The 20043-nt window shown below is 31.0% G+C and carries 15 protein-coding genes and 1 pseudogene; 7 read left to right on the plus strand and 9 right to left on the minus strand.

The window, feature by feature from the left end:
* Nucleotides 1-92: 92 nt before the first annotated feature.
* Nucleotides 93-353, plus strand: a complete 261-nt coding sequence (locus UCYN_RS01845) for a hypothetical protein (RefSeq protein WP_012953797.1) — start codon at nucleotides 93-95, stop codon at nucleotides 351-353.
* Between the two features lie 99 nt (nucleotides 354-452).
* Here the strand turns inward: UCYN_RS01845 and queG are convergent, their stop codons facing one another.
* The 3 genes from queG to infC form a co-directional block, all read right to left on the minus strand.
* Entirely contained in the window at nucleotides 453-1370 is a 918-nt protein-coding gene (queG, locus tag UCYN_RS01850; RefSeq protein ID WP_012953798.1) for a tRNA epoxyqueuosine(34) reductase QueG, read from the minus strand.
* A 44-nt stretch (nucleotides 1371-1414) separates the two neighbouring features.
* Nucleotides 1415-2572, minus strand: coding sequence for a ceramide glucosyltransferase (locus UCYN_RS01855; RefSeq protein WP_012953799.1), 1158 nt, complete (start codon nucleotides 2570-2572; stop codon nucleotides 1415-1417).
* Between the two features lie 265 nt (nucleotides 2573-2837).
* On the minus strand, nucleotides 2838-3377 hold the full coding sequence (infC, locus tag UCYN_RS01860) for a translation initiation factor IF-3 (protein ID WP_012953800.1): 540 nt from the start codon (nucleotides 3375-3377) through the stop codon (nucleotides 2838-2840).
* Between the two features lie 728 nt (nucleotides 3378-4105).
* On the opposite strand from infC, the gene UCYN_RS01865 reads away from it, so the two are divergent.
* Together UCYN_RS01865 and UCYN_RS01870 are read left to right on the plus strand one after the other, a co-directional pair.
* A complete protein-coding gene (locus UCYN_RS01865; RefSeq protein ID WP_012953801.1) occupies nucleotides 4106-5395 on the plus strand; it encodes a homoserine dehydrogenase in 1290 nt (429 codons plus the stop codon).
* Nucleotides 5396-5728: 333 nt separating this feature from the next.
* Nucleotides 5729-7447 (plus strand): annotated as a pseudogene (locus UCYN_RS01870) (chloride channel protein); the annotation flags it as partial.
* A gap of 369 nt (nucleotides 7448-7816) precedes the next feature.
* Here UCYN_RS01870 and UCYN_RS01875 read toward each other — a convergent pair.
* Nucleotides 7817-8305 carry a crossover junction endodeoxyribonuclease RuvC gene (locus UCYN_RS01875; RefSeq protein ID WP_012953803.1) on the minus strand — a complete coding sequence of 163 codons (489 nt, stop codon included), beginning with the start codon at nucleotides 8303-8305 and terminating at the stop codon, nucleotides 7817-7819.
* Between the two features lie 566 nt (nucleotides 8306-8871).
* On the opposite strand from UCYN_RS01875, the gene groL reads away from it, so the two are divergent.
* Nucleotides 8872-10575, plus strand: a complete 1704-nt coding sequence (groL, locus tag UCYN_RS01880; RefSeq protein WP_012953804.1) for a chaperonin GroEL — start codon at nucleotides 8872-8874, stop codon at nucleotides 10573-10575.
* Between the two features lie 219 nt (nucleotides 10576-10794).
* On the opposite strand, the gene UCYN_RS01885 is transcribed toward groL, so the two are convergent.
* The 5 genes from UCYN_RS01885 to rsmA form a co-directional block, all read right to left on the minus strand.
* Nucleotides 10795-11676, minus strand: a complete 882-nt coding sequence (locus UCYN_RS01885) for a Tab2/Atab2 family RNA-binding protein (protein WP_012953805.1) — start codon at nucleotides 11674-11676, stop codon at nucleotides 10795-10797.
* Nucleotides 11677-11693: 17 nt separating this feature from the next.
* Nucleotides 11694-12662 carry a glycosyltransferase family 2 protein gene (locus tag UCYN_RS01890; RefSeq protein ID WP_012953806.1) on the minus strand — a complete coding sequence of 323 codons (969 nt, stop codon included), beginning with the start codon at nucleotides 12660-12662 and terminating at the stop codon, nucleotides 11694-11696.
* Between the two features lie 25 nt (nucleotides 12663-12687).
* Entirely contained in the window at nucleotides 12688-13659 is a 972-nt protein-coding gene (locus tag UCYN_RS01895) for a glycosyltransferase family 2 protein (RefSeq protein ID WP_012953807.1), read from the minus strand.
* Between the two features lie 104 nt (nucleotides 13660-13763).
* The gene (locus tag UCYN_RS01900; protein WP_012953808.1) at nucleotides 13764-14429 is read right to left on the minus strand and encodes a DUF8619 family protein; all 666 of its coding nucleotides are present in this window, start codon (nucleotides 14427-14429) and stop codon (nucleotides 13764-13766) included.
* Between the two features lie 196 nt (nucleotides 14430-14625).
* Nucleotides 14626-15450, minus strand: coding sequence for a 16S rRNA (adenine(1518)-N(6)/adenine(1519)-N(6))-dimethyltransferase RsmA (rsmA, locus tag UCYN_RS01905; protein WP_012953809.1), 825 nt, complete (start codon nucleotides 15448-15450; stop codon nucleotides 14626-14628).
* Nucleotides 15451-15687: 237 nt separating this feature from the next.
* On the opposite strand from rsmA, the gene UCYN_RS01910 reads away from it, so the two are divergent.
* The 3 genes from UCYN_RS01910 to gatB all read left to right on the plus strand — a co-directional run bounded on the left by UCYN_RS01910 (nucleotide 15688) and on the right by gatB (nucleotide 20021).
* On the plus strand, nucleotides 15688-16836 hold the full coding sequence (locus UCYN_RS01910; RefSeq protein ID WP_012953810.1) for a pyridoxal-phosphate-dependent aminotransferase family protein: 1149 nt from the start codon (nucleotides 15688-15690) through the stop codon (nucleotides 16834-16836).
* Nucleotides 16837-17300: 464 nt separating this feature from the next.
* Complete coding sequence (gene lpxD, locus UCYN_RS01915) at nucleotides 17301-18335, plus strand: UDP-3-O-(3-hydroxymyristoyl)glucosamine N-acyltransferase (RefSeq protein ID WP_012953811.1); 1035 nt, start codon at nucleotides 17301-17303, stop codon at nucleotides 18333-18335.
* Between the two features lie 201 nt (nucleotides 18336-18536).
* Nucleotides 18537-20021: an Asp-tRNA(Asn)/Glu-tRNA(Gln) amidotransferase subunit GatB gene (gene gatB, locus UCYN_RS01920; protein WP_012953812.1), complete on the plus strand. Its 1485-nt coding sequence runs from the start codon at nucleotides 18537-18539 to the stop codon at nucleotides 20019-20021.
* Nucleotides 20022-20043 lie beyond the last annotated feature (22 nt).

The raw sequence follows: 20043 nt of genomic DNA on the forward strand, positions 1-20043 counted from the left end.
ATTAAGAATAAAAAAACGGTATTCTTATAAATTATGTATTCATCAAAAATATGAAAAATATCCTATTTCATACAATCATAGTGATTAATTTAATGTTAAAAATTACGGAAGCTCAAGTAGGACTTACACTGCCTCCTCCACAAGATATTCCTGAAGAGATCTTACGTAACGAAGTGATTATAGAAGGACGTTCTGAATTAACTGGAGAAATCCTAAATTCTTCAGAGTATGCTAAAGAGAAGGAAGAATTATCTAAAAGCGCTTATCATCCTGAAGTAAATACAAAATTAAAACATCTTGTGTTCTTGTTAAAAATAAGAAAGATGTTAAAAACTATTGTGCCTATATTATAAAAAAAGATTCTTTAAATAATTACTTATAGTCATAAAGTTATTACTATAAGTCTTATCTTAAAAAGTATTAAATAAAATAATAAAAGGTTAGTGCTAGCGTTATAAATTAGCCTTAGCATTTCTCCGCCAAGCTTTTACTTTTATCCTTTTTAGCGAAGAAGATGAAAACTTTTGTTGCCATTGTATTTCTGTAAGATTGGATATTTCTTTCAAGTCAAGTGATATATTTCCAGGTTGAGGATAAAAATCTTGAATATTTGTTTCTTTAGAAAAGCGTTTATTCCAAGGGCAAACATCTTGACAAAGATCACATCCAGCAATCCATCCGTTTAAATTATTTTTTATGTATTCAGGGAAATCATTTGATCGGTTTTCAATAGTATTGTACGCAATACATCTTCTAGAATCTACTACGAATGGATGAACAATAGCTTTTGTAGGGCATATATCTAAACATTTTCTGCATGTACCGCAGTATTTAGCATGAGGAGTATCACTAGTTAAACTTAAGTTAGTTAAAACTACTCCTAAAAACACCCAACTACCAAATTCTTTAGTAATAACATTACCATTCTTCGCAATCCATCCGACTCCCGAACGTTCTGCCCAAACCTTTTCCTGTATAGGTCCCGTATCAACATAACAAGTAGTCTTTATACCTCTATTATTTAACCATTTACAGAAAAGTTTAAGTTTTTGGCTTAATACTTTATGATAGTCTTTTCCCCAAGCATAGCGAGAGACTTTACCATACCTTGAATTACTTGAATGCTGATGAGGAGTATAATAATTTAAAGCAACGGTTATAACCGATTGAATATCTGGCATGCATTGAGTAATATCAAATCGTTTAGGATTGTCCATCCATGTCATATCTGCTTGGTATCCTGAGGATAACCAACCTTGTAAATTAGAAACGGCATTATCCTGATAAGCTATATGGGGATTAGCAATACCTATTTTATGAAATCCTATATCGCGGCCTTTATTTTTAATTTCTTCAGTAATCGATAGCATACTAAAAATTTAGATAAAAATAGCAAAAAATATTATTTTTGGAATTAATTATGATTCAAATTATATTTAATCATTTTTCCATGCTTAGTTAATTTATATTTATTATTACGCCATATAACAGTTCTTTGGGTAAAAGCTAATCCCCAAAAGATCAAACCGAATAAATCTCTTAGAGGTAATAAATACAAGCTTTTAATACTTTCATTGTCTTTCATATCCTGAGCCACCATAAAAGCAGTAAAAATTCTAACAAGTATTGTTAGAATTAATATTATTAAACTAATTATACTTCCCTGAAGCATATAAAGTATCGCAGCGAATGGAATGGCGCGAATAAAAATAGTTGAGACAAAAGCTCCAGGTCTTGCTAAATAAGTGTTTTGATCCCAATATACTTGATGATCCCACCATTGTTTCCAACTATTCAAATCTACTACAACGTCTATGATGTACGGTAAAAGTACCATTTTTTTACCAGACGTCCATACTCTTCTTCCAATTTCATAGTCTTCTACAAGGTAATTCGCTAAGCTTTTTAATCCTCCGAAAGATTCCAAAGTTGACTTTTGGATTGCAATAGATGGACCTAAACATGAATTAGAAGCTTTCGTTACATAAGCAAAAATAACACTTGGAATAAAGTCTGAATTAATTGTTAACATTTCTAATTTCTCAAAAAAGTTATTAGCTTTTATGAGCTTAAAAGGAGTGCAAACACATCCAACTTCTTCTTCCATGAAAGGTGCAATGATATTAGAAATATAATTATCTCGTAAATAGGTATCACTATCACTTATTATAAGAAATTCATAGTTTGCTTTATCAATTGCTCCTAGAAGATTATTAACTTTACCATTTGCTCCTTCTTCAATCGCACTAATAACAATAGAGACTAGATCTTCACCTAATTCAGATTGAATCTTCTTTAGTATAGGATAAGCTGGATCTTCTAGATCTTGAACAGAATAAATTATTTGGTAATTAGGATAATTCTGTTTAGCAATACTTTTTAGGTTGTTCTCTAAATTTTTTTCGAGACCTTTCACAGGTTTCAAGATTGACACTGGTGGAGTAAAACCTTTACTTATATGAGAATTCTTTAGAAAATATTTAGTTGTAAAAACAGTGATAATCGAAAAAACAGATCCACATATAATAGGAATCAGGCATAGTAATGATAGTGTGCTAAAAATATCTATCATAAGTTGATATATTTTAAAGTTAATGTATATGCTTACAAATTAAAAATAGATTTGTATACCAAACAGAATCTACCAAATAATTCTTTATTGCTGAAACTTATCTCTGGATAAACAAATTAGCTACTTCAATTTAGTTAAAGTAGCTTTTGTCAAAATAAAAGATCATTCTTTGGGATTACAGAAATTAATTTACTTATATTTTTATTATTTTGGAGATAGAGTAGCATCTTAATCAGTGATATATATTTCTGATCAAGATGCTACTTTATTTCAGTTCTTTTTTGGGACTCATTAACATCATCATATTTCGCCCTTCACGTTTTGGGGCTTGTTGAATTTCAGCTAATTCTTTTAGATCAGCAGCCATGCGACTCAGTAATTCTTGTGCTAAGTTAGCATGTTGAATTTCACGTCCCCGAAAAGTGATAGTCGCTTTCACTTTATCTCCTGATTTCAGAAATCGCTTAGCTTGATTTACACGGACTTGATAGTCATGCTCGTCAATTTTGTAGCGCATTTTTACTTCCTTAACATCAGCAGTATGTTGCTTTTTTTTCGCTTCTCTAGCTTTCTTTTCCTGTTCGAATTTATACTTGCCATAATCCATGATTCTACAGACAGGAGGCTTGGCAGTTTCACTTACAAGAACAAGATCTAGTTCTTGTTCTTGAGCAGTATTTAAAGCTTCTTCTGGGGAGATAATACCGAGCTGTGAACCGTCACTATCAATTACTCGGATTTCAGGGAAGCGAATTCTTTCGTTAATCTTTGGGAGATCGCGTTGTGTGCGTCTTTTATCTATCACAGGCGTTTTTTAATGTTTCTCTATATGATATAAATGAGTTACGATCAATTTAGATACGAGCTCTTGAATGAGCTATCTGCTATTGTAATAATTTTTTAGCAAATCATGCTTACTTTGACCATAGATTTAGTGTCGACTTTAAACTATTTATCTGTATCATAATTTTACTTTAAAGTTAGGTACCAAATAACAACTTTTGTAAAATCCTAAAGTATAAATATTTATTGTAAGACAACTATACATTAATCAATAACTTTAGTGAAAATAAAGTCATAATATTTCAAATAATAATTTGAAATTAATGAATAGAAGGTAAACCTTTAGTAATAGAGTTACATAATTTTGCTTTGAAATTAATCTTTTAAATACAATACCTCATTTCTGGCTAGAATAATTAATTTTATGTTTGATATTTTTTAAATTAAACTAGATAAAGCAAATTAATATTCTTCTTAATAATAAACTCTCAATTAAGATCACTTAGTTAATAATAGTTGTAAACATAGTCTTTCTTTGATTGACATTTTAATATTTTACTTGTTTAGCTTAAATTTTATAAAAAACGAATGCTTAGATTTTTTGAATATTTTAATTGAGAAATAAGATAAGGACGCTAACATACACTATCCAAAAAATTAAATAATTTTATAAATTTATTGAAAAATAAAACTTCAGTGACAATAAACCGTTACTCTAGACTGAAGAAAAACTATAGGAGTAATGCCTTCGTGACTATCAAAATTGGTTTGTTAGGTTTGGGAGTAGTTGGAACAGGAGCTGCAAAAATTATACTTGATCCTTCAGGTCGTAATTCTCTTGTAAAAGATATTTCCATAGTAAAAATAGGAGTAAAATCAGCCAATAAACCTCGTCAGATAGATTTACCCCCAAATGTAATTGAAACTGATTTAGAAAATATAGTTAACAATCCTGATATAGATATTGTGGTTGAATTGTTAGGTGGTTTAGAGCCAGCTAGAACACTTATCTTGAAAGCTATTGCTAACAAAAAACATATTGTTACTGCAAATAAGGCAGTCATGGCACTTTATGGAGATGAAATCTACAAAAAAGCTTGTATAGCTGGTGTCTATGTTTTATTAGAAGCTGCCGTTGGAGGAGGTATTCCTATCGTAAAAGCTTTAAAACAATCTTTAAGTGCTAACCGTATTGAAAGTATTGTCGGCATAGTCAATGGTACTACAAATTATATTTTGACAAAAATGGCTTCTGAAGGAACTGACTTTGAAAAAGTTTTGATGGAAGCACAAAAATTAGGGTATGCAGAGGCTGATCCAAGTGCTGATATTGATGGATTGGATGCAGCTGATAAAATTACTATCCTGGCTTCATTAGGATTTGGAATGCAAATAAATAGACATGACATCTATTATGAAGGTATTCGTGGAATTAACTCTATAGATATAAAATATGCTAAACAATTAGGATTCGTAATAAAACTATTAGCAATTGCAAAAAAAGTAACAAACAATACTTCAGAAAAATTACAATTAACAGTACATCCTACTTTAGTACCAGAAGAACATCCCTTAGCTCATGTAGATGGAGTATATAATGCAGTTCTAGTGGAAGGAGACCCTTTGGGAGAAGTCATGTTTTTAGGGCAAGGTGCTGGTTCTGGACCTACAGCAAGTGCAGTAGTTTCTGATATCGTAAATATCGTAGATGCTCTCAAAAACAATAGGACTGTCAGTTCTTCATTAGATTATATTAACAGTGATTTATATAAGATAACTCCTATAGAGTCGGTTAAAACTCGCTTTTATGTTCGTTTTCTTAGCAAAGATTTACCTGGCGTTATAGGACATCTAGGAACAATATTTGGTGAGTATAGTGTTAGTCTAAAGTCAGTTGTACAAATCGGTTTGCAAAAAAAATTAGCTGAAATTGTTATTATTACTTATCATGTTGATGAAGGCTCTTTGCGTGCTGCTCTTGATAAAATTAGTACTTTAGATGCTATTGACTCTATTCCTAGTATCTTAAGAGTTTTATAAAAATTAATAGAACTAAATATGTGGTGAAAGAATAAGATGTTTATATTTTGGTAAAATTATTGTAAAGCTATATACAAGCTAGTACTATCTAATACATAATATATATTTAAAGTTATCTTAACTACGAAATAAATAACTCTATATGCATTTCATAAATAATAGCAAAAACACCATGCAAAATATATGATTAATCCTTGAAGTCTTGTCTTCTAATAATTTTTGTAGAAAATAAAAAAGCCCGAAATAATAGATTTGTAATAAATGACTTTATAATATTTTTGTTAGTTCTTTTTTAATATTGTTCAAAGAAGCTCAATCTTATTTAGCTAACTCATGCAGTCTTATTTAAATTCTCAACATTTTTATAAATGGATAAAATCACGAAAATTTAATATCGATAATAATAATAATAACTATGCTCTAATAGAAGCGTGCATCATAGGTATACTCTCGGCTATTGCTGCTCTACTTTTAAAGCAAGGGGTAGGCTATTTAGGTAGTTGGCGTATTATATTAGTCAATAACTTTGGAGCTATATGGATATTGCCTTGTGGAGGCTTAGCCCTAGGTTACTTATCTGGTTGGCTAATTGAAAAAGTCTCCCCAACTGCAGCTGGTGGAGGAATAGCACAAGTTAAAGCAACTCTTTATAGATATCCTATTCCACTGTCTCTAAAAGTAGCAATTGTTAAGCTAATTGGTACTATTTTAGTTTTAGGATCAGGATCAATTCTTGGTCGTCGTGCTCCTACTGTTCATATTGGGGCTGCCTTAGCAGCGCAACTTAATAGTTGGTTTCCTACCTCTCCTGAACGCAGAAGACAAATGATTGCTGCAGGAGCAGCAGCAGGATTAGCAGCTGGTTTTACCACACCTATAGCAGGAGTACTCTTTGTTGTAGAAGAATTAATGCAAGATGTTTCTGGATTAACTTTGGAAACATCTATTGTCGCTTCATTTACAGGAGCTGTAGTTTCGCTACTTCTTCAATCATCAACACTTAATTTTCCCTCACCTTTATTAAAACTTCCTAATATTAATTTTTCAGTATCTGAAATTCCGTTTTATTTACTTCTAGGTATCTTAGCAGGAGTTTTAGGAGCTTTATTTAATAAAGGTCTATTATTTAGTCTAAAAATACAACATAATTTTAATTTATCTTTATCTGCGCGTATTGGATTATCAGGTATGCTTTCAGGTATTATAATAGCTGTTTTACCTCCTTTTTTCCAAGATAATGCCGGGTTAAGAATTGTATTAGTAACAGGAGGATTAAGCGGAGAAAAAATTTTACTAGTATTTATAGCCCATTTTTTTTTAACAATGCTTGCTTATAGTGCTAATACTCCTGGCGGTTTGTTTAGCCCTGCTCTAGTTTTAGGCTCAGCACTAGGCTATTTAGTTGGGGATTTTGAAGCATTTTTAACAGGTACTGGATCAGAATCTACTTACGCATTAGTAGGAATGGGAGCTTTCTTTACAGCCGTAGTAAGAGTTCCTATTACTGCTATTGTTTTTGTTTTTGAACTTAATACAGACTTTAATATTGTACTTCCATTGATGGTTACTTGTGCAACATCATACATAATTGCCGAGAATGTTTCCAGGGGGTCTTTATATAATAATATGTTAGAGGCTTTAGGTATTAACAACACTGAAAAATTAATCTCACAAAACTTAAGTCATGAATTAACGGCATCTCAAATAATGCAACCTAAGGTCGAAGTATTATCTAGTTATTTAACATTAGATGATGTGCTTAAAAAAATGATGATATCAACTCATCGGGGTTTTCCTGTAGTAAGTGATGGAAAATTAGTAGGAATTATTACTCAAATAGATTTAAGAAAATTATCCCATATTCCATTAAGTACTCCTCTGTCAGATTTTATGAATCCCAATCCTTTAACTATAAAAGCAGATGCATCTTTAAGTGATATTTTACATGTTCTTAACCATCATCAATTTTCTCGAGTTCCCGTTATTGAAGGAAATAAAATAGTAGGAATAATAACTAGGACAGATATTATTAATATCAAAGCAAACAAAGTAGAAAAAAATTTTTTTTAGTTATGGAATTAATTACTATTGTTTATTTTGTAGAGCTTGAGAGAACAAATATTCAACAATAGAATACTTTTGTTTTTTTAGAATTTCAGTAGAAACTTTTCTCTAAATTGATTATTAGTTGATTAATATAAAGTTTAATTACATACTGAAACTTTTACATTTTATAATTTTAAATTAATTAAATTATATCTTTGTCAAAGCTTTTTTAAGATCAATTTTTAAATATTTTAAAATACCTACTCTTAGATAAGATTTGAAGCATTATCTTGACTAAATTTAGTAAAAATATATCAGACAATTAATGTATTTGATACAAGATTTAAAAACTTATTGTTATGGTTAAAAGTTAGATTAAATATTGTTTTTTAATCCCGATAATCCTGCATATGCTATGGCAATTGCGTCTACACTATCATCAATTGGGATTGTTTGTAGGTTGAATAGCTGGCTAACAGTTTGTGCTACGCTATCTTTTGTGGCTCTTCCACTTCCTATATGACGTTTCCAACTAGCCTGATGAAGAAAAACTGGTTGAATTTGTGTTTCTCTATAACAAACTAAATTAATTACTCCTACTGCTTGTATTACTCCACCAGCAGCTTTAATAGTACGATTGAAAAAAGGCATTTCAATCGAAATACCATAAAAATTAAATTCATTCAGTAACTCTACTAAATCATGCTCAATTTCTAAAAGTCTTTGGGATGTTGATAACTTTTTACTTGTTTGAATAACTCCATAGTCAACAATTAACGGGATTGTTTTTGTATGAGCTTTTAAGATTGCCCACCCAGTTATAGCAAGTCCTGGATCAATTCCTAGCCAGATTCTGTCAGACATTTTATTTTAATTACAATAAATAAAAATGAAAACTAATATAAATAGCTGATATTCTAACTCAGTAAATGAAATAAACTCTAGTAGTTTATTTTTATAAAAATATAATATTACTATGTTAAATTTATTTGAATGAAGTTAAAATTATTGTTTTCAAACGGATAGAACATTGATTATTTTATATTAATTATAAATAAGAATTATCTGATTATATAAGAGACAAAGCTACGGTTTATTCCATTATTTTTTAACAAGATCTTTTGATAATTTTACAAATACTATTATTCTTAACAGTGAAAAATTTTCAAATTTAGATTAAGAATTGTTCGGATATCCTCACCTTCATATTACAGACTCCCACACTATTTTTATTATGTGAAAAAAACTTTTCTAATCTCTTGCTTTAAGCATTAGCACTCACACCATAAGAGTGCTAAATTAACACTAATGGAAAAAAACTAAAATTACAAACTTTTGCTATGAAGATTACTTGTAGCATTTAGATTAATTAGTTTTAACCATCATATAAAAACATTAAGATTAAGATTCATAGGAGTAGTAAAACAAATATGGCAAAAATTGTATCATTTGGAGATCAATCTAGGCGTTCTCTAGAACGAGGAGTTAACTCTCTCGCTAATGCCGTAAGAATTACCCTTGGTCCGAAAGGACGTAACGTATTATTAGAAAAAAAATTTGGTGCACCTCAGATTATTAATGACGGAATAACCGTTGCGAAAGAAATTGAATTAGAAGATCCTTTAGAAAATGCAGGAGCTAAATTAATTCAAGAAATTGCGTCCAAAACTAAAGAGATAGCAGGAGATGGGACTACTACTGCTACAGTAATTGGTCAAGCTCTAATTAGAGAAGGTCTTAAAAATGTTATTGCTGGAGCCAATCCTGTAGCTTTAAGACGTGGCATGGATAAAACAGTTGCTTATTTAGTCAAAGAAATTGAATCTATTTCTAAGCCTGTTGAAGGTGAAGCTATTGCTCAAGTCGCAACTGTTTCTGCAGGCAATGATCCAGAAGTCGGTAAAATGATTGCCTTGGCTATGGATAAAGTTACTAAAGACGGTGTAATCACTGTTGAAGAATCTAAGTCACTTAATACTGAATTAGAAATAGTAGAAGGAATGCAAATTGATCGCGGTTACTTATCTCCTTATTTTATAACCGATCAAGAGCGTCAACAGGTAGAATTTGATGATGCGTTAATTTTGATTACTGATAAGAAAATTAGCGCAATTGCTGATTTAGTACCAATTCTTGAAGGCGTTGCTAAAGCTGGTAAGCCCTTATTAATAATTGCTGAAGATGTTGATGGAGAAGCTTTGGCAACCTTAGTAGTTAATAAAGCCAGAGGGGTTTTAAATGTTGCAGCGATAAAGGCTCCCGCTTTTGGAGATAGAAGAAAATCTGTACTTCAAGATATAGCTATCCTAACAGGAGGAAGTGTTATTTCCGAAGAAGTAGGATTAACTCTGGATACAGTATCTATAGATATGTTAGGTACAGCAAGTAAAATTACTATAGTAAAAGAAAATACGACTATAGTAGCCAATACTGACCCTAAAACCACTGCTGCAGTGCAAAAACGTGTTGAACAATTACGTAAACAAGCAGCAGAAACAGATTCTGAATATGATGGCGAAAAACTACAAGAACGTATTGCCAAATTAGCGGGTGGTGTAGCTGTTATCAAAGTTGGAGCTGCAACAGAAACAGAATTGAAAAACCGTAAACTTCGTATTGAAGATGCTCTTAATGCGACGAAAGCTGCAGTAGAAGAAGGTATTGTTCCTGGAGGAGGAACAACATTAATCTATTTAGCAATTAAAACTACAGAATTTATAAACAATCTAGGTAATGAAGAAGAAAAATTGGCAGCTAATATCGTAGAAAAGGCTTTAGAAGCACCTTTACGCCAATTATCTAATAATGCTGGAGTTGAAGGGTCAGTAATCGTCGAAAAAGTAAGAAATACAGACTTTAGCATTGGCTATAACGCACTAACAGGAGTTTTTGAAAACATGATTGCTGCAGGTATTATTGACCCAGCTAAAGTTATCCGTTCTGCTTTACAAAATGCTTCATCCATTGCAGGTATGGTAATGACTACAGAAGCTTTAGTAGTTGAAAAACCTCAGCCTGAGTCTGAATCTTCTGCTCCAGACATGGGCGGCATGGGTGGCATGGGTGGTATGGGTGGTATGGGTGGTATGGGTGGTATGGGTGGTATGGGTGGTATGGGTGGTATGGGCTTCTAGAACCATATTACTTTTTAGGCTAGTTCTTATTTATAATTACTTAAATTTTCAAGGGTTTTATTGTATTTTTAATACAATAAAACCCTTGAAAGCTTTTTTATATATAACAACATCTTCACTGAGACTAAAATATATTATTTATGTACTAACCAATAATCTCAAAAATATATTTCAATATATGGGTTAGTTAATTAAGGTAAATAAAAAAATATAAATTTTTTAAATTCTAGATATCAGCTCATCTTTCAAAAGCCAAAATCCACTAAACAATTCCACATCAGGACTAGGCTGAATAGCAAGAAAATGAATTCCCTTAGAATTTTCTTTTTTTCTCTCAAAGTTTTTAGCTTCTTGGATCAATCTAATATCATTTAAATTAATTAATACTGATTTGTCATTTAATCCTGTTTCCAAATAGAGGGTTGAACTATTTTTTCTGTCAAATCTTAATGAAACTAACTCAAAACCAGATAACCAAGCCGCAATTGGAAGAGCTCTTGGAGAGAAGAAAACTAAACCAGGAATTATAGTGTGTGAAGATAAACCATATGGCGATATTGCATAATTTTCTCCAAACCCGATATCCCACTCATCTATATGATTAAAATCAGAAACTTTTAAGTCAACACAAAAGTATTTACTGAACTGGTTATCTTTTAAAGTATCAGGCAAGGATACCATTTGAGAGTCTGTATCAGTTCTATTTATAGTAGAAACTGTGTTGTTAATCCGATTTTTTACAAGTTTAAATTGTTTTTCTCTTTTATCTATCCAATAATTAAGAGCAAATGTTCTACGACTTGGAATAGCCTCAATTTCTGCATCTTTACAGGCTTTTATTATCATATTTTGCATCTGAAAGCGAAAAAAACGAATTAAGTCTGGACTTTCTCCTGCTTTTTTCATTGCCTTTTCAATAGCTTGACGCAACCAAATAGAGTTAACAGTACTGGAAGGACAAAGCTGAGAAAATTTAAAACAATCGTTAAATGATTTATTAGAGTACATGGGAGTTTCACAAATCAAAACTTCCCATAATTTTTTATTATGTTTAAAGAAGTTTGGACGTGAATAAAAATCTAATTCCCATATTTTTTTCATAACCACCTTGTGAATTCTTAATTAATAATTTCGCGTACTCTATAAATTGGACGTTTTTGTGATTCGTGATAAGTACGCATTACTAATTCTGCTAATAAACCAAAACTCAGTAATTGAACTCCTGCTAAAATTAATAATACAGAAAAGATTAAGAGAGGACGTACTCCAATATTTTGCCCTAAAATTTTAATCATTGTTAAATAAATACCGCTAGATAAGCCAAAAATCATTAGTGTCAGTCCCAATGAACCAAAAATATGCATTGGACGAGTTAAAAATTTTTTTATAAAAAGAATAGTGAATAAATCCATGATAACGGCGAATGTTCTTCCCAGTCCATATTTGCTCACTCCAAAACGACGAGGATTATGATTTACAGGTAGCTCAGTGATTCTAGCTCCTTCTATATAAGCTAAAACTGGTATGAAACGATGTAATTCTCCATATAAATTCATGTCTGCTACTAACTCTGATCGATAAGCCTTCAATGAACAGCCATAATCATGAAGACTTATACCCGTTAATTGAGCAATAAGTATATTAGCAATTTTTGAAGGAAGAAGACGTGTGAAAGTATTGTCTTGCCTATTATTACGCCAACCACTGACTAAATCATAACCTTCATTCAACTTAGCAATAAGGCGAGGAATATCTGCTGGATCATTTTGCATGTCTCCGTCTAAACTAATAATTATATTACCTCTAGCATTTTCAAATCCTGCTGCCATAGCAGGCGTTTGGCCATAATTACGACGTAAAACAATAGCTCTTAGATCTTGCCTTTTTTTTGCCAGTTGTTTAAGAATACTTGTAGATCCATCTTTAGAACCATCATCAATACAAATAATTTCATACGAATATTCGCTAATCAAAGCGTTAGAAACATTGTTTACTAAAGTTTCCAATGTATCTCTTTCATTAAAAATTGGGATAACTACAGATACAGTGACAGAGTTTTGAGATGAATTAGATATTATAGATTCCATGTTTTGTGTATTAATATTTTTTATCCTACTCATAACTCATTTTTGAGTGAGATAAATACGCCATTCTTTTAACTTCTAATCGGCCACGAGCTACAGAATCAAGAATTAAGCCACAAGTAAAACTGAGAAAAGCAAGTAACATTATAGCAACAGTTAAAATAGCTGTTGGCAATCTAGGGACTAGCCCTGTACTTAAATAAGTTGTAATTAGAGGAAATCCAATCATAATTGATAACATTCCCAAAATAGAAGAAATAATGCTAAAGAAGAAAAAAGGCTTCACTTCTTTAAAAAGTAATATAGCAGTTCCTAGAACTCTCCATCCATCAGTCAATGTTTTTAATTTGCTCTCTGAGCCTGGGGGTCTAGAGCCATAAACGGTATATTCTTCTATAAAAGGAATCTTTAACTCTAGAGTATGAATTGTAAGTTCAGTTTCAATTTCAAAGCCAGATGAAAAAGCTGGAAATGATTTAACAAATCTACGAGAAAATATACGATATCCCGAAAGCATATCTTTAAGCTTTGCGCCAAATAAAAGTTTAACAACTCCAGTAAGAAAAATATTCCCACTACGATGTCCTAATCGATATGCTTGTTTATCAGTAATTGTAGAGTGGCGAGCTCCAACAACCATGTCAAGTTGTTCAGAAGTTAATTTTGAAATGAGAAATGATATTGCTTCTATTTCATATGTATTATCCCCATCCACCAATATATATATATCCGCTTCAACGTCAGCAAACATTCTTCGCACAACATTACCTTTGCCTGGCTGAGGTTCATATCGAACTATAGCACCGGCTTTCTTAGCTTGAGATACAGTATCGTCGGTAGAAAGATTATCATAAACATAAATCTTAGCGTCCGGTAGCTCTTGACGAAATTGATTTACTACATTACCAATAGTTAAGCTCTCATCTTTACAAGGAATCAACACTGCTAAACGATTACAGGTGTGAGTAATATTTGTAAATAAAGGTTGATGCTCTGACATTTGTTGTATGTATATTTAAATATTGTTTAAGTGACTTTTGTCATTATTCAAAGTTCCATTAGACCATAAATAATAAAGTCTTAGGATGATTTTTCAAACTACGGTTAAAGTTGTAGAAATGTAGATTTTTTATTTTTTAAATTTTTACTAATTTGTTTAAAAATATCACGGCGGAGGTAAGGATATTTTCCTACCCATAAATTATGTTGAGGTAGATAAACATCTGTTGTTTTAGCAATACGACTCAAATTAGATACCTGAGAAAGAACCAACATTTCTGCAAAATCGCCAGGCCTAACGGATTGAAAAAGCTTATCAATAGGTGTCTTTACTGTTGTCTTGAATCCTTTATTATCTCCCACTTCAATATTAATTAATCGCCTCTTATTTTTGATAATAATTAATTCTCCAAATTTATTAACAGTTTGTTCTTCTCTAACAAGTTCCTCAGTAGTAAAAATATCTAATACTCTTCCTCGCCAAAAGCCGCAATATTGATAATTTAGGCAACTCATATTTTTAATGCTAGCCCATAAAATAGGCGCCCACAACCAATAAGACCCAGTAATAATATAAAAAACGAATTGTATGGTCAACCATCCTGAGACAAGCAATGTTCCTAGTAACCAGGCCATTATTAACAGAACTAAAGATAGGAACAATCGTTGCAACAAATCACGCCATTTACCCCAATAAAAGGAATATTGGGTTCCAGTAGCGACAAGGGGAATTAGTTGCTTAAAAGCTTTACGAGTTAAGGGAACTAACATAAGTCACTGTTCATAAATACTCTATATTTATCGTTTAAATTAATACTGAAGACTAACATATTAAGTATTTAATTCACACTATGATATGTGGAAATATTGATATTCAATAAATAAGAGTATGCATATATATTTAGTAATTATCTATGTAACAGTTTAACCTTAACAAATAGATAAATAATAAAACTTTATAGTATATTTACTTACTCTTTAGAAGATATAAATAATTACTTAGTTCTATCCATTGATTGATACTAAGGTTTTCTGCTCTTACTTTAAGATCAAGATTGTTTTTTTCCAAAAATTCAGTTATGTATTTAATATCCATAATGCTTTTTAAATTGTTATGCAACATTTTACGACGACTAGAAAAACCTAAGTTAATTAATTTTTCTAAGTGTGGCCGATTTAGAACAGAACTGTCCAAAATATGAGGACGAAGAGTTATTATTGCTGAATCAACTTTTGGAGCAGGATAAAAAGCTTTAGAAGGAACATCACAAATGTAATTACAATGAGCTAAGTATTGTATTTTTGCCGATAACGCTCCATACATTTTATTCCCAGGTAAAGCGGTAATTCTCTTTGCAACTTCTTTTTGAACTAATAAAACAATTATTTCATAAGGAAGATTGTAGGGTTCAGAAACACTACCTAATAACTTTTCCAAAATAGGGTTAGTAATGTTGTAAGGAATATTTGCAACCACTTTGTTCATAGGCCAAAAAAGGTTGTAATTACTAATTTCTGTGAATAAATCTATTTTAAGAATATCTTCTTGCAAGAGTAATAAGTTTTTACAATAATGAAATTTCTTCACCAATTGTTCATACAAGTCTCGATCTACTTCAATTGCAGTAACAGAAGAAACTTCAGGTAAAAGCCGAGAAGTCAAGATACCTGTTCCTGGACCAATTTCCAAAACTTTGTCAATCTTGGTAAGATGAGCAGATTTTATAATTCTCTCTAAGACTGTATTATCTTTTAACCAGTGTTGCCCAAATCGTTTACGAGGATAAATCATTATAAACTTATATTAATCTACTAAATAATAAAAAATAGAACTTAATCTTATAAGATATTACTGTGTATATTGATTGATATATCAATTAGGAACATTCATTTTATTTATCCGATAAGATACTTAGTTGTTAAACTACTAATAACTATAAGAAAAATTAAATATTTAAATTATTAATTTTGAGTAAATTTTATTAAAAGACTAGTTTATTTAAAAGCAAAAAATAGTAAGGAATATATTATGCAAAATAAAAATATGTTGATGATTCCAGGTCCAACTCCTGTACCTGAAAGTGTTCTTTTAGCTATGGCTCAGCATCCTATTGGGCATCGTGGTCAAGACTTTAATCAAATTATCAGTGAAATTTCTCAAAATTTAAAATGGCTTCATCAAACTAAGGAAGATGTTCTCATGTTAACTGCTAGTGGCACAGGAGCTATGGAAGCAGCAATCATTAACTTCCTTAGTTCTGGCGACTCTGTCCTAATAGGCAATAACGGAAAATTTGGAGAACGCTGGGTAAATGTTGCCCGTGCTTTTGGATTAAAAGTTGATGAAATACGTGCTGAATGGGGCGAGCCGTTAGATCCTGAAATGTTTAAAGATAAGCTTATGAATGATAAAAGCAAAAAAATTAAAGCTGTTATCGTTACTCATTCTGAAACTTCTACAGGAGTACTTAATGATTTAGAAACTATTAATAAGTACACTAAAGAACACGGAGAAGCTTTGATCATAGTTGATGCAGTTACAAGCTTAGGAACTGTAAATCTTCCTATCGATAAATGGGAATTAGATGTCGTAGCATCTGGAGCTCAAAAGGGATATATGATTCCTCCTGGACTAGGTTTTGTATCTGTGAGTCAAAAAGCTTGGAAAGCTTATCAGAATTCGAATTTACCTAAATTTTATTTAGATCTTGGAGCATACAAAAAAGCAATTAATAACAATTCTTTTCCTTTCACGCCTCCAGTAAATTTAATTTATGGATTGCAAATTGCTTTAAGAATTATGAAAGCAGAAGGACTAGCTCAAATGTTTACTCGTCACCAAAAACTTGCTCAGGCAACTCGAATTGCTATTAAAACATTAGGTTTGAATTTATTAGCTACTGACGAATCAGCTAGCTATGCAATAACAGCTGTTTCTTCTTCTAAAATTGATATAACAAATATTTGTTATGTAATGAAGGAAAAGTTCAATATAATTTTGGCAGCAGGACAGGATCATATGAAAGGTAAAATTTTCCGTATAGGTCATTTAGGATTTATATGTGAACGAGATATATTAACGACTATTACATGCTTAGAAACAACTTTACAACTTTTAGGTGATACTAGCATAGTTTCAGGAAAAGCCGTATCCGAAGCTTTAAAATTTTTACCATAGTTTATCTATCATCTAATAATCTAGTAAGATGACTATCTTATTTTTATTAATGGATAGTAAATCTATAATGAATAAAACAACAATCAAGTTCATAGTTATTAATAAGTTGATAAATAAGCTCTTTATTAGAAATTAATTTGGTTATTGTCATTATTAGACTAGTATAACAAGAAGCAATATGATATGAAGTTCGGTTTATATATAATTAAAGCTGAAAAATTTTGAACCTAATAAAAAATTTGTATAACTATTAATAGATTTATTTTCTATTACTATTTTTCAAAAGAAAGTTATTAAGGTAAATATTATATAAATGATAGAAATACAATTAAATTTATAAAAAATAAAATTTATTTTTTATAAATTTTCAAGATTTACACTATTAAAATTTTGCTGAAAGGTATAGATTAGTTAGCGTATCTAATTATCTAACAAATTACTAATTTTATTTAACTTTAAATATTATGAAATTCGAAAAAATTGTTAATAAGCTAGACTTTTTGAGTAATGGGAATAGCTTAGTCGATAATAAAAAATGTGAACTAGAAATAACGGGAGTATCATCTATTACTGAAGCAAAAACTGGACATTTAAGTTATATAGAAGGTCCAAAATTTGCCTCTATGATTAGTAAAACTTCTGCAAGTGCTTTAATTCTTCCACCTGATAAAAAATTACAAGAAGAAGCTACCGAAAGAGGAATATTGTGGCTAACAACATCTGAAACACGTTTAGCCTTTGCCCATGCTATTAAATTATTTTATCAGCCTTTTCGTCCAGCTCCAGGAATAGATTCTACTTCGATAATTCATCCTTCCGTTAAAATTGGGGAAAATGTTTTCATAGGTCCTCACACTATTATTCAACAAGATTCTGTAATTGAAGATGAAGTTTGTATTCAGGGAAATGTAGTAATTTATCCTGAAGTTATTATTGGAAATAATACTTTGCTACATGCTAATTGCACTATTCATGAACGTACTCAAATTGGAAATAATTGTGTTATTCATAGTGGAGCAGTTATTGGAGCTGAGGGTTTTGGATTTGTTCCTATAGCTGAGGGTTGGTTTAAAATGGAACAATCTGGCTTTGTCTCTTTAGGAAATAATGTCGAAATTGGTTGCAATAGTGCAATAGACCGTCCTGCGGTAGGAACAACACGTATTGAAAACAATACTAAAATAGATAATTTAGTGCATGTAGCTCATAATTGTAATATTGGGGAAAGTTGTGCTTTTGCAGCACAAGTAGGATTAGCGGGAGGAGTAAAAGTAGGAAAAAGAGTTATTCTTGCAGGACAAGTAGGGGTAGCAAACCAGGTTAGTATTGGTGATGGAGCAATTGCGACAGCACAAACTGGTATTGCTAGTAATATTAATTCAGGAGAGGTCGTATCTAGTAGTCCAGCAATAGACAATAAGTTGTATTTAAAAGCATCTGCTATATATAAACGTCTTCCTGAAATGTATAAAATATTAAGAAATCTTCAAAAAAAATAGAAAACTTAAAATAGTATTCTCATATATAACTTTATCGTACAGATAAGTTATTATAAATAATTAGTTAGTACAGAAGATACTATATCCCTCCTTACTTACGTTCTTGACTAACCAATTCATAAGTTTATAAGAATATTTATTGAACAATATAGTAAAGCTTACTATCAATCTAAAATAATTAATTAAATTAACTTTGTTGTAATGATTAAATCTTCTTCTGATAAGAAATATGAAGCCGTTATTGGACTAGAAACTCATTGTCAGTTAAATACTTCCAGTAAAATTTTTTGTACTTGTTCAACTAAGTTTAGTAGTTCTCCTAATACTAATATTTGTCCAATTTGCTTAGGATATCCCGGTGTATTACCTGTCCTTAATAAGGAAGTTTTATCTTCAGCTGTTAAACTAGGTCTTGCTTTAAAAGCTAAGATTGCTAATTATAGTAAGTTTGATAGAAAACAATATTTTTATCCTGATTTACCTAAGAATTATCAAATTTCTCAATATGATTTTCCTATTGTTGAGGGAGGTACTTTAGAGATTGAACTAACAGATAAAAATAATCAAGAAACTATATATAAAAATATCGGGATAACAAGATTACACATGGAAGAAGATGCAGGAAAATTGATTCACTCTGGAAGTGCTCAATTAACCGGCTCGAATTACTCTCTAATTGATTTTAATCGTACAGGAATACCTTTATTAGAAATTGTTTCTGAACCAGATTTAAGAACAGGTCAAGAAGCAGCAGAATATGCTCAAGAATTACGCCGTCTAGTACGTTATCTGAAGATTAGTGATGGAAATATGCAAGAAGGATCCTTGCGCTGCGACGTAAATATTTCTGTTCGTCTTTTAGGGCAAATAGAGTATGGCACAAAAGTAGAAATTAAGAATATGAACTCTTTTAGTGCAATTCAGAAAGCTATAGAGTATGAAATTAATAGACAGACTCATCTATTAGATAATAATGAAACTATTTTTCAAGAAACACGTTTGTGGGATGAATCATCACAAGAAACGATAAGTATGAGGAAAAAAGCAGGTGCTAGCGATTATCGCTATTTTCCTGAGCCCGATCTTCCTCCAATTGAGATTTTAAGTGATCAATTAGAATTTTGGAAGAAAGAGTTACCTGAACTTCCTGCTTATAAACGTAGACGTTATCAAGATATATTTGGATTATCTTCTTATGATGCACGTATCTTAAGTGATGATCGAGAAATTGCTGAATACTTTGAAGAAACTGTGTCCAATGGTGCAGATGTTAAGTTAGTAGCAAATTGGATAACACAAGAAATTGCAGCATATCTTAATAATGAAAAGTTAGCCATAACTGAAATTGCTCTAAGACCCAAGCATCTAGAAGAATTGGTTCTATTGATTGAAAAGAAAGTTATTAGCGGAAAAATTGCCAAAGAAATTCTTCCTACTTTGTTAAAAGAAGGAGGATCACCTCAGGATATTGTTAATAAGAACGGATTAACTCAAATTTCTAGTGAAGAAACAATTATAAAAATTATTAATGAAGTTATTGAGGAGAATCCTTTAGAAGTAGATAAGTATAAGGCGGGTAAAAAGAAATTAAAAGGCTTCTTTGTAGGACAAGTTATGAAAAAAAGCGAAGGAAGAGCCGATCCTAAACTGACCAATCAGTTAATAGAGAAAAAATTAAATGAATAGTTAAAATCAAGAAATAACTACA

The sequence above is a fragment of the Candidatus Atelocyanobacterium thalassa isolate ALOHA genome (assembly GCF_000025125.1).
Classification (GTDB): Bacteria; Cyanobacteriota; Cyanobacteriia; order Cyanobacteriales; family Microcystaceae; genus Atelocyanobacterium; species Atelocyanobacterium thalassae.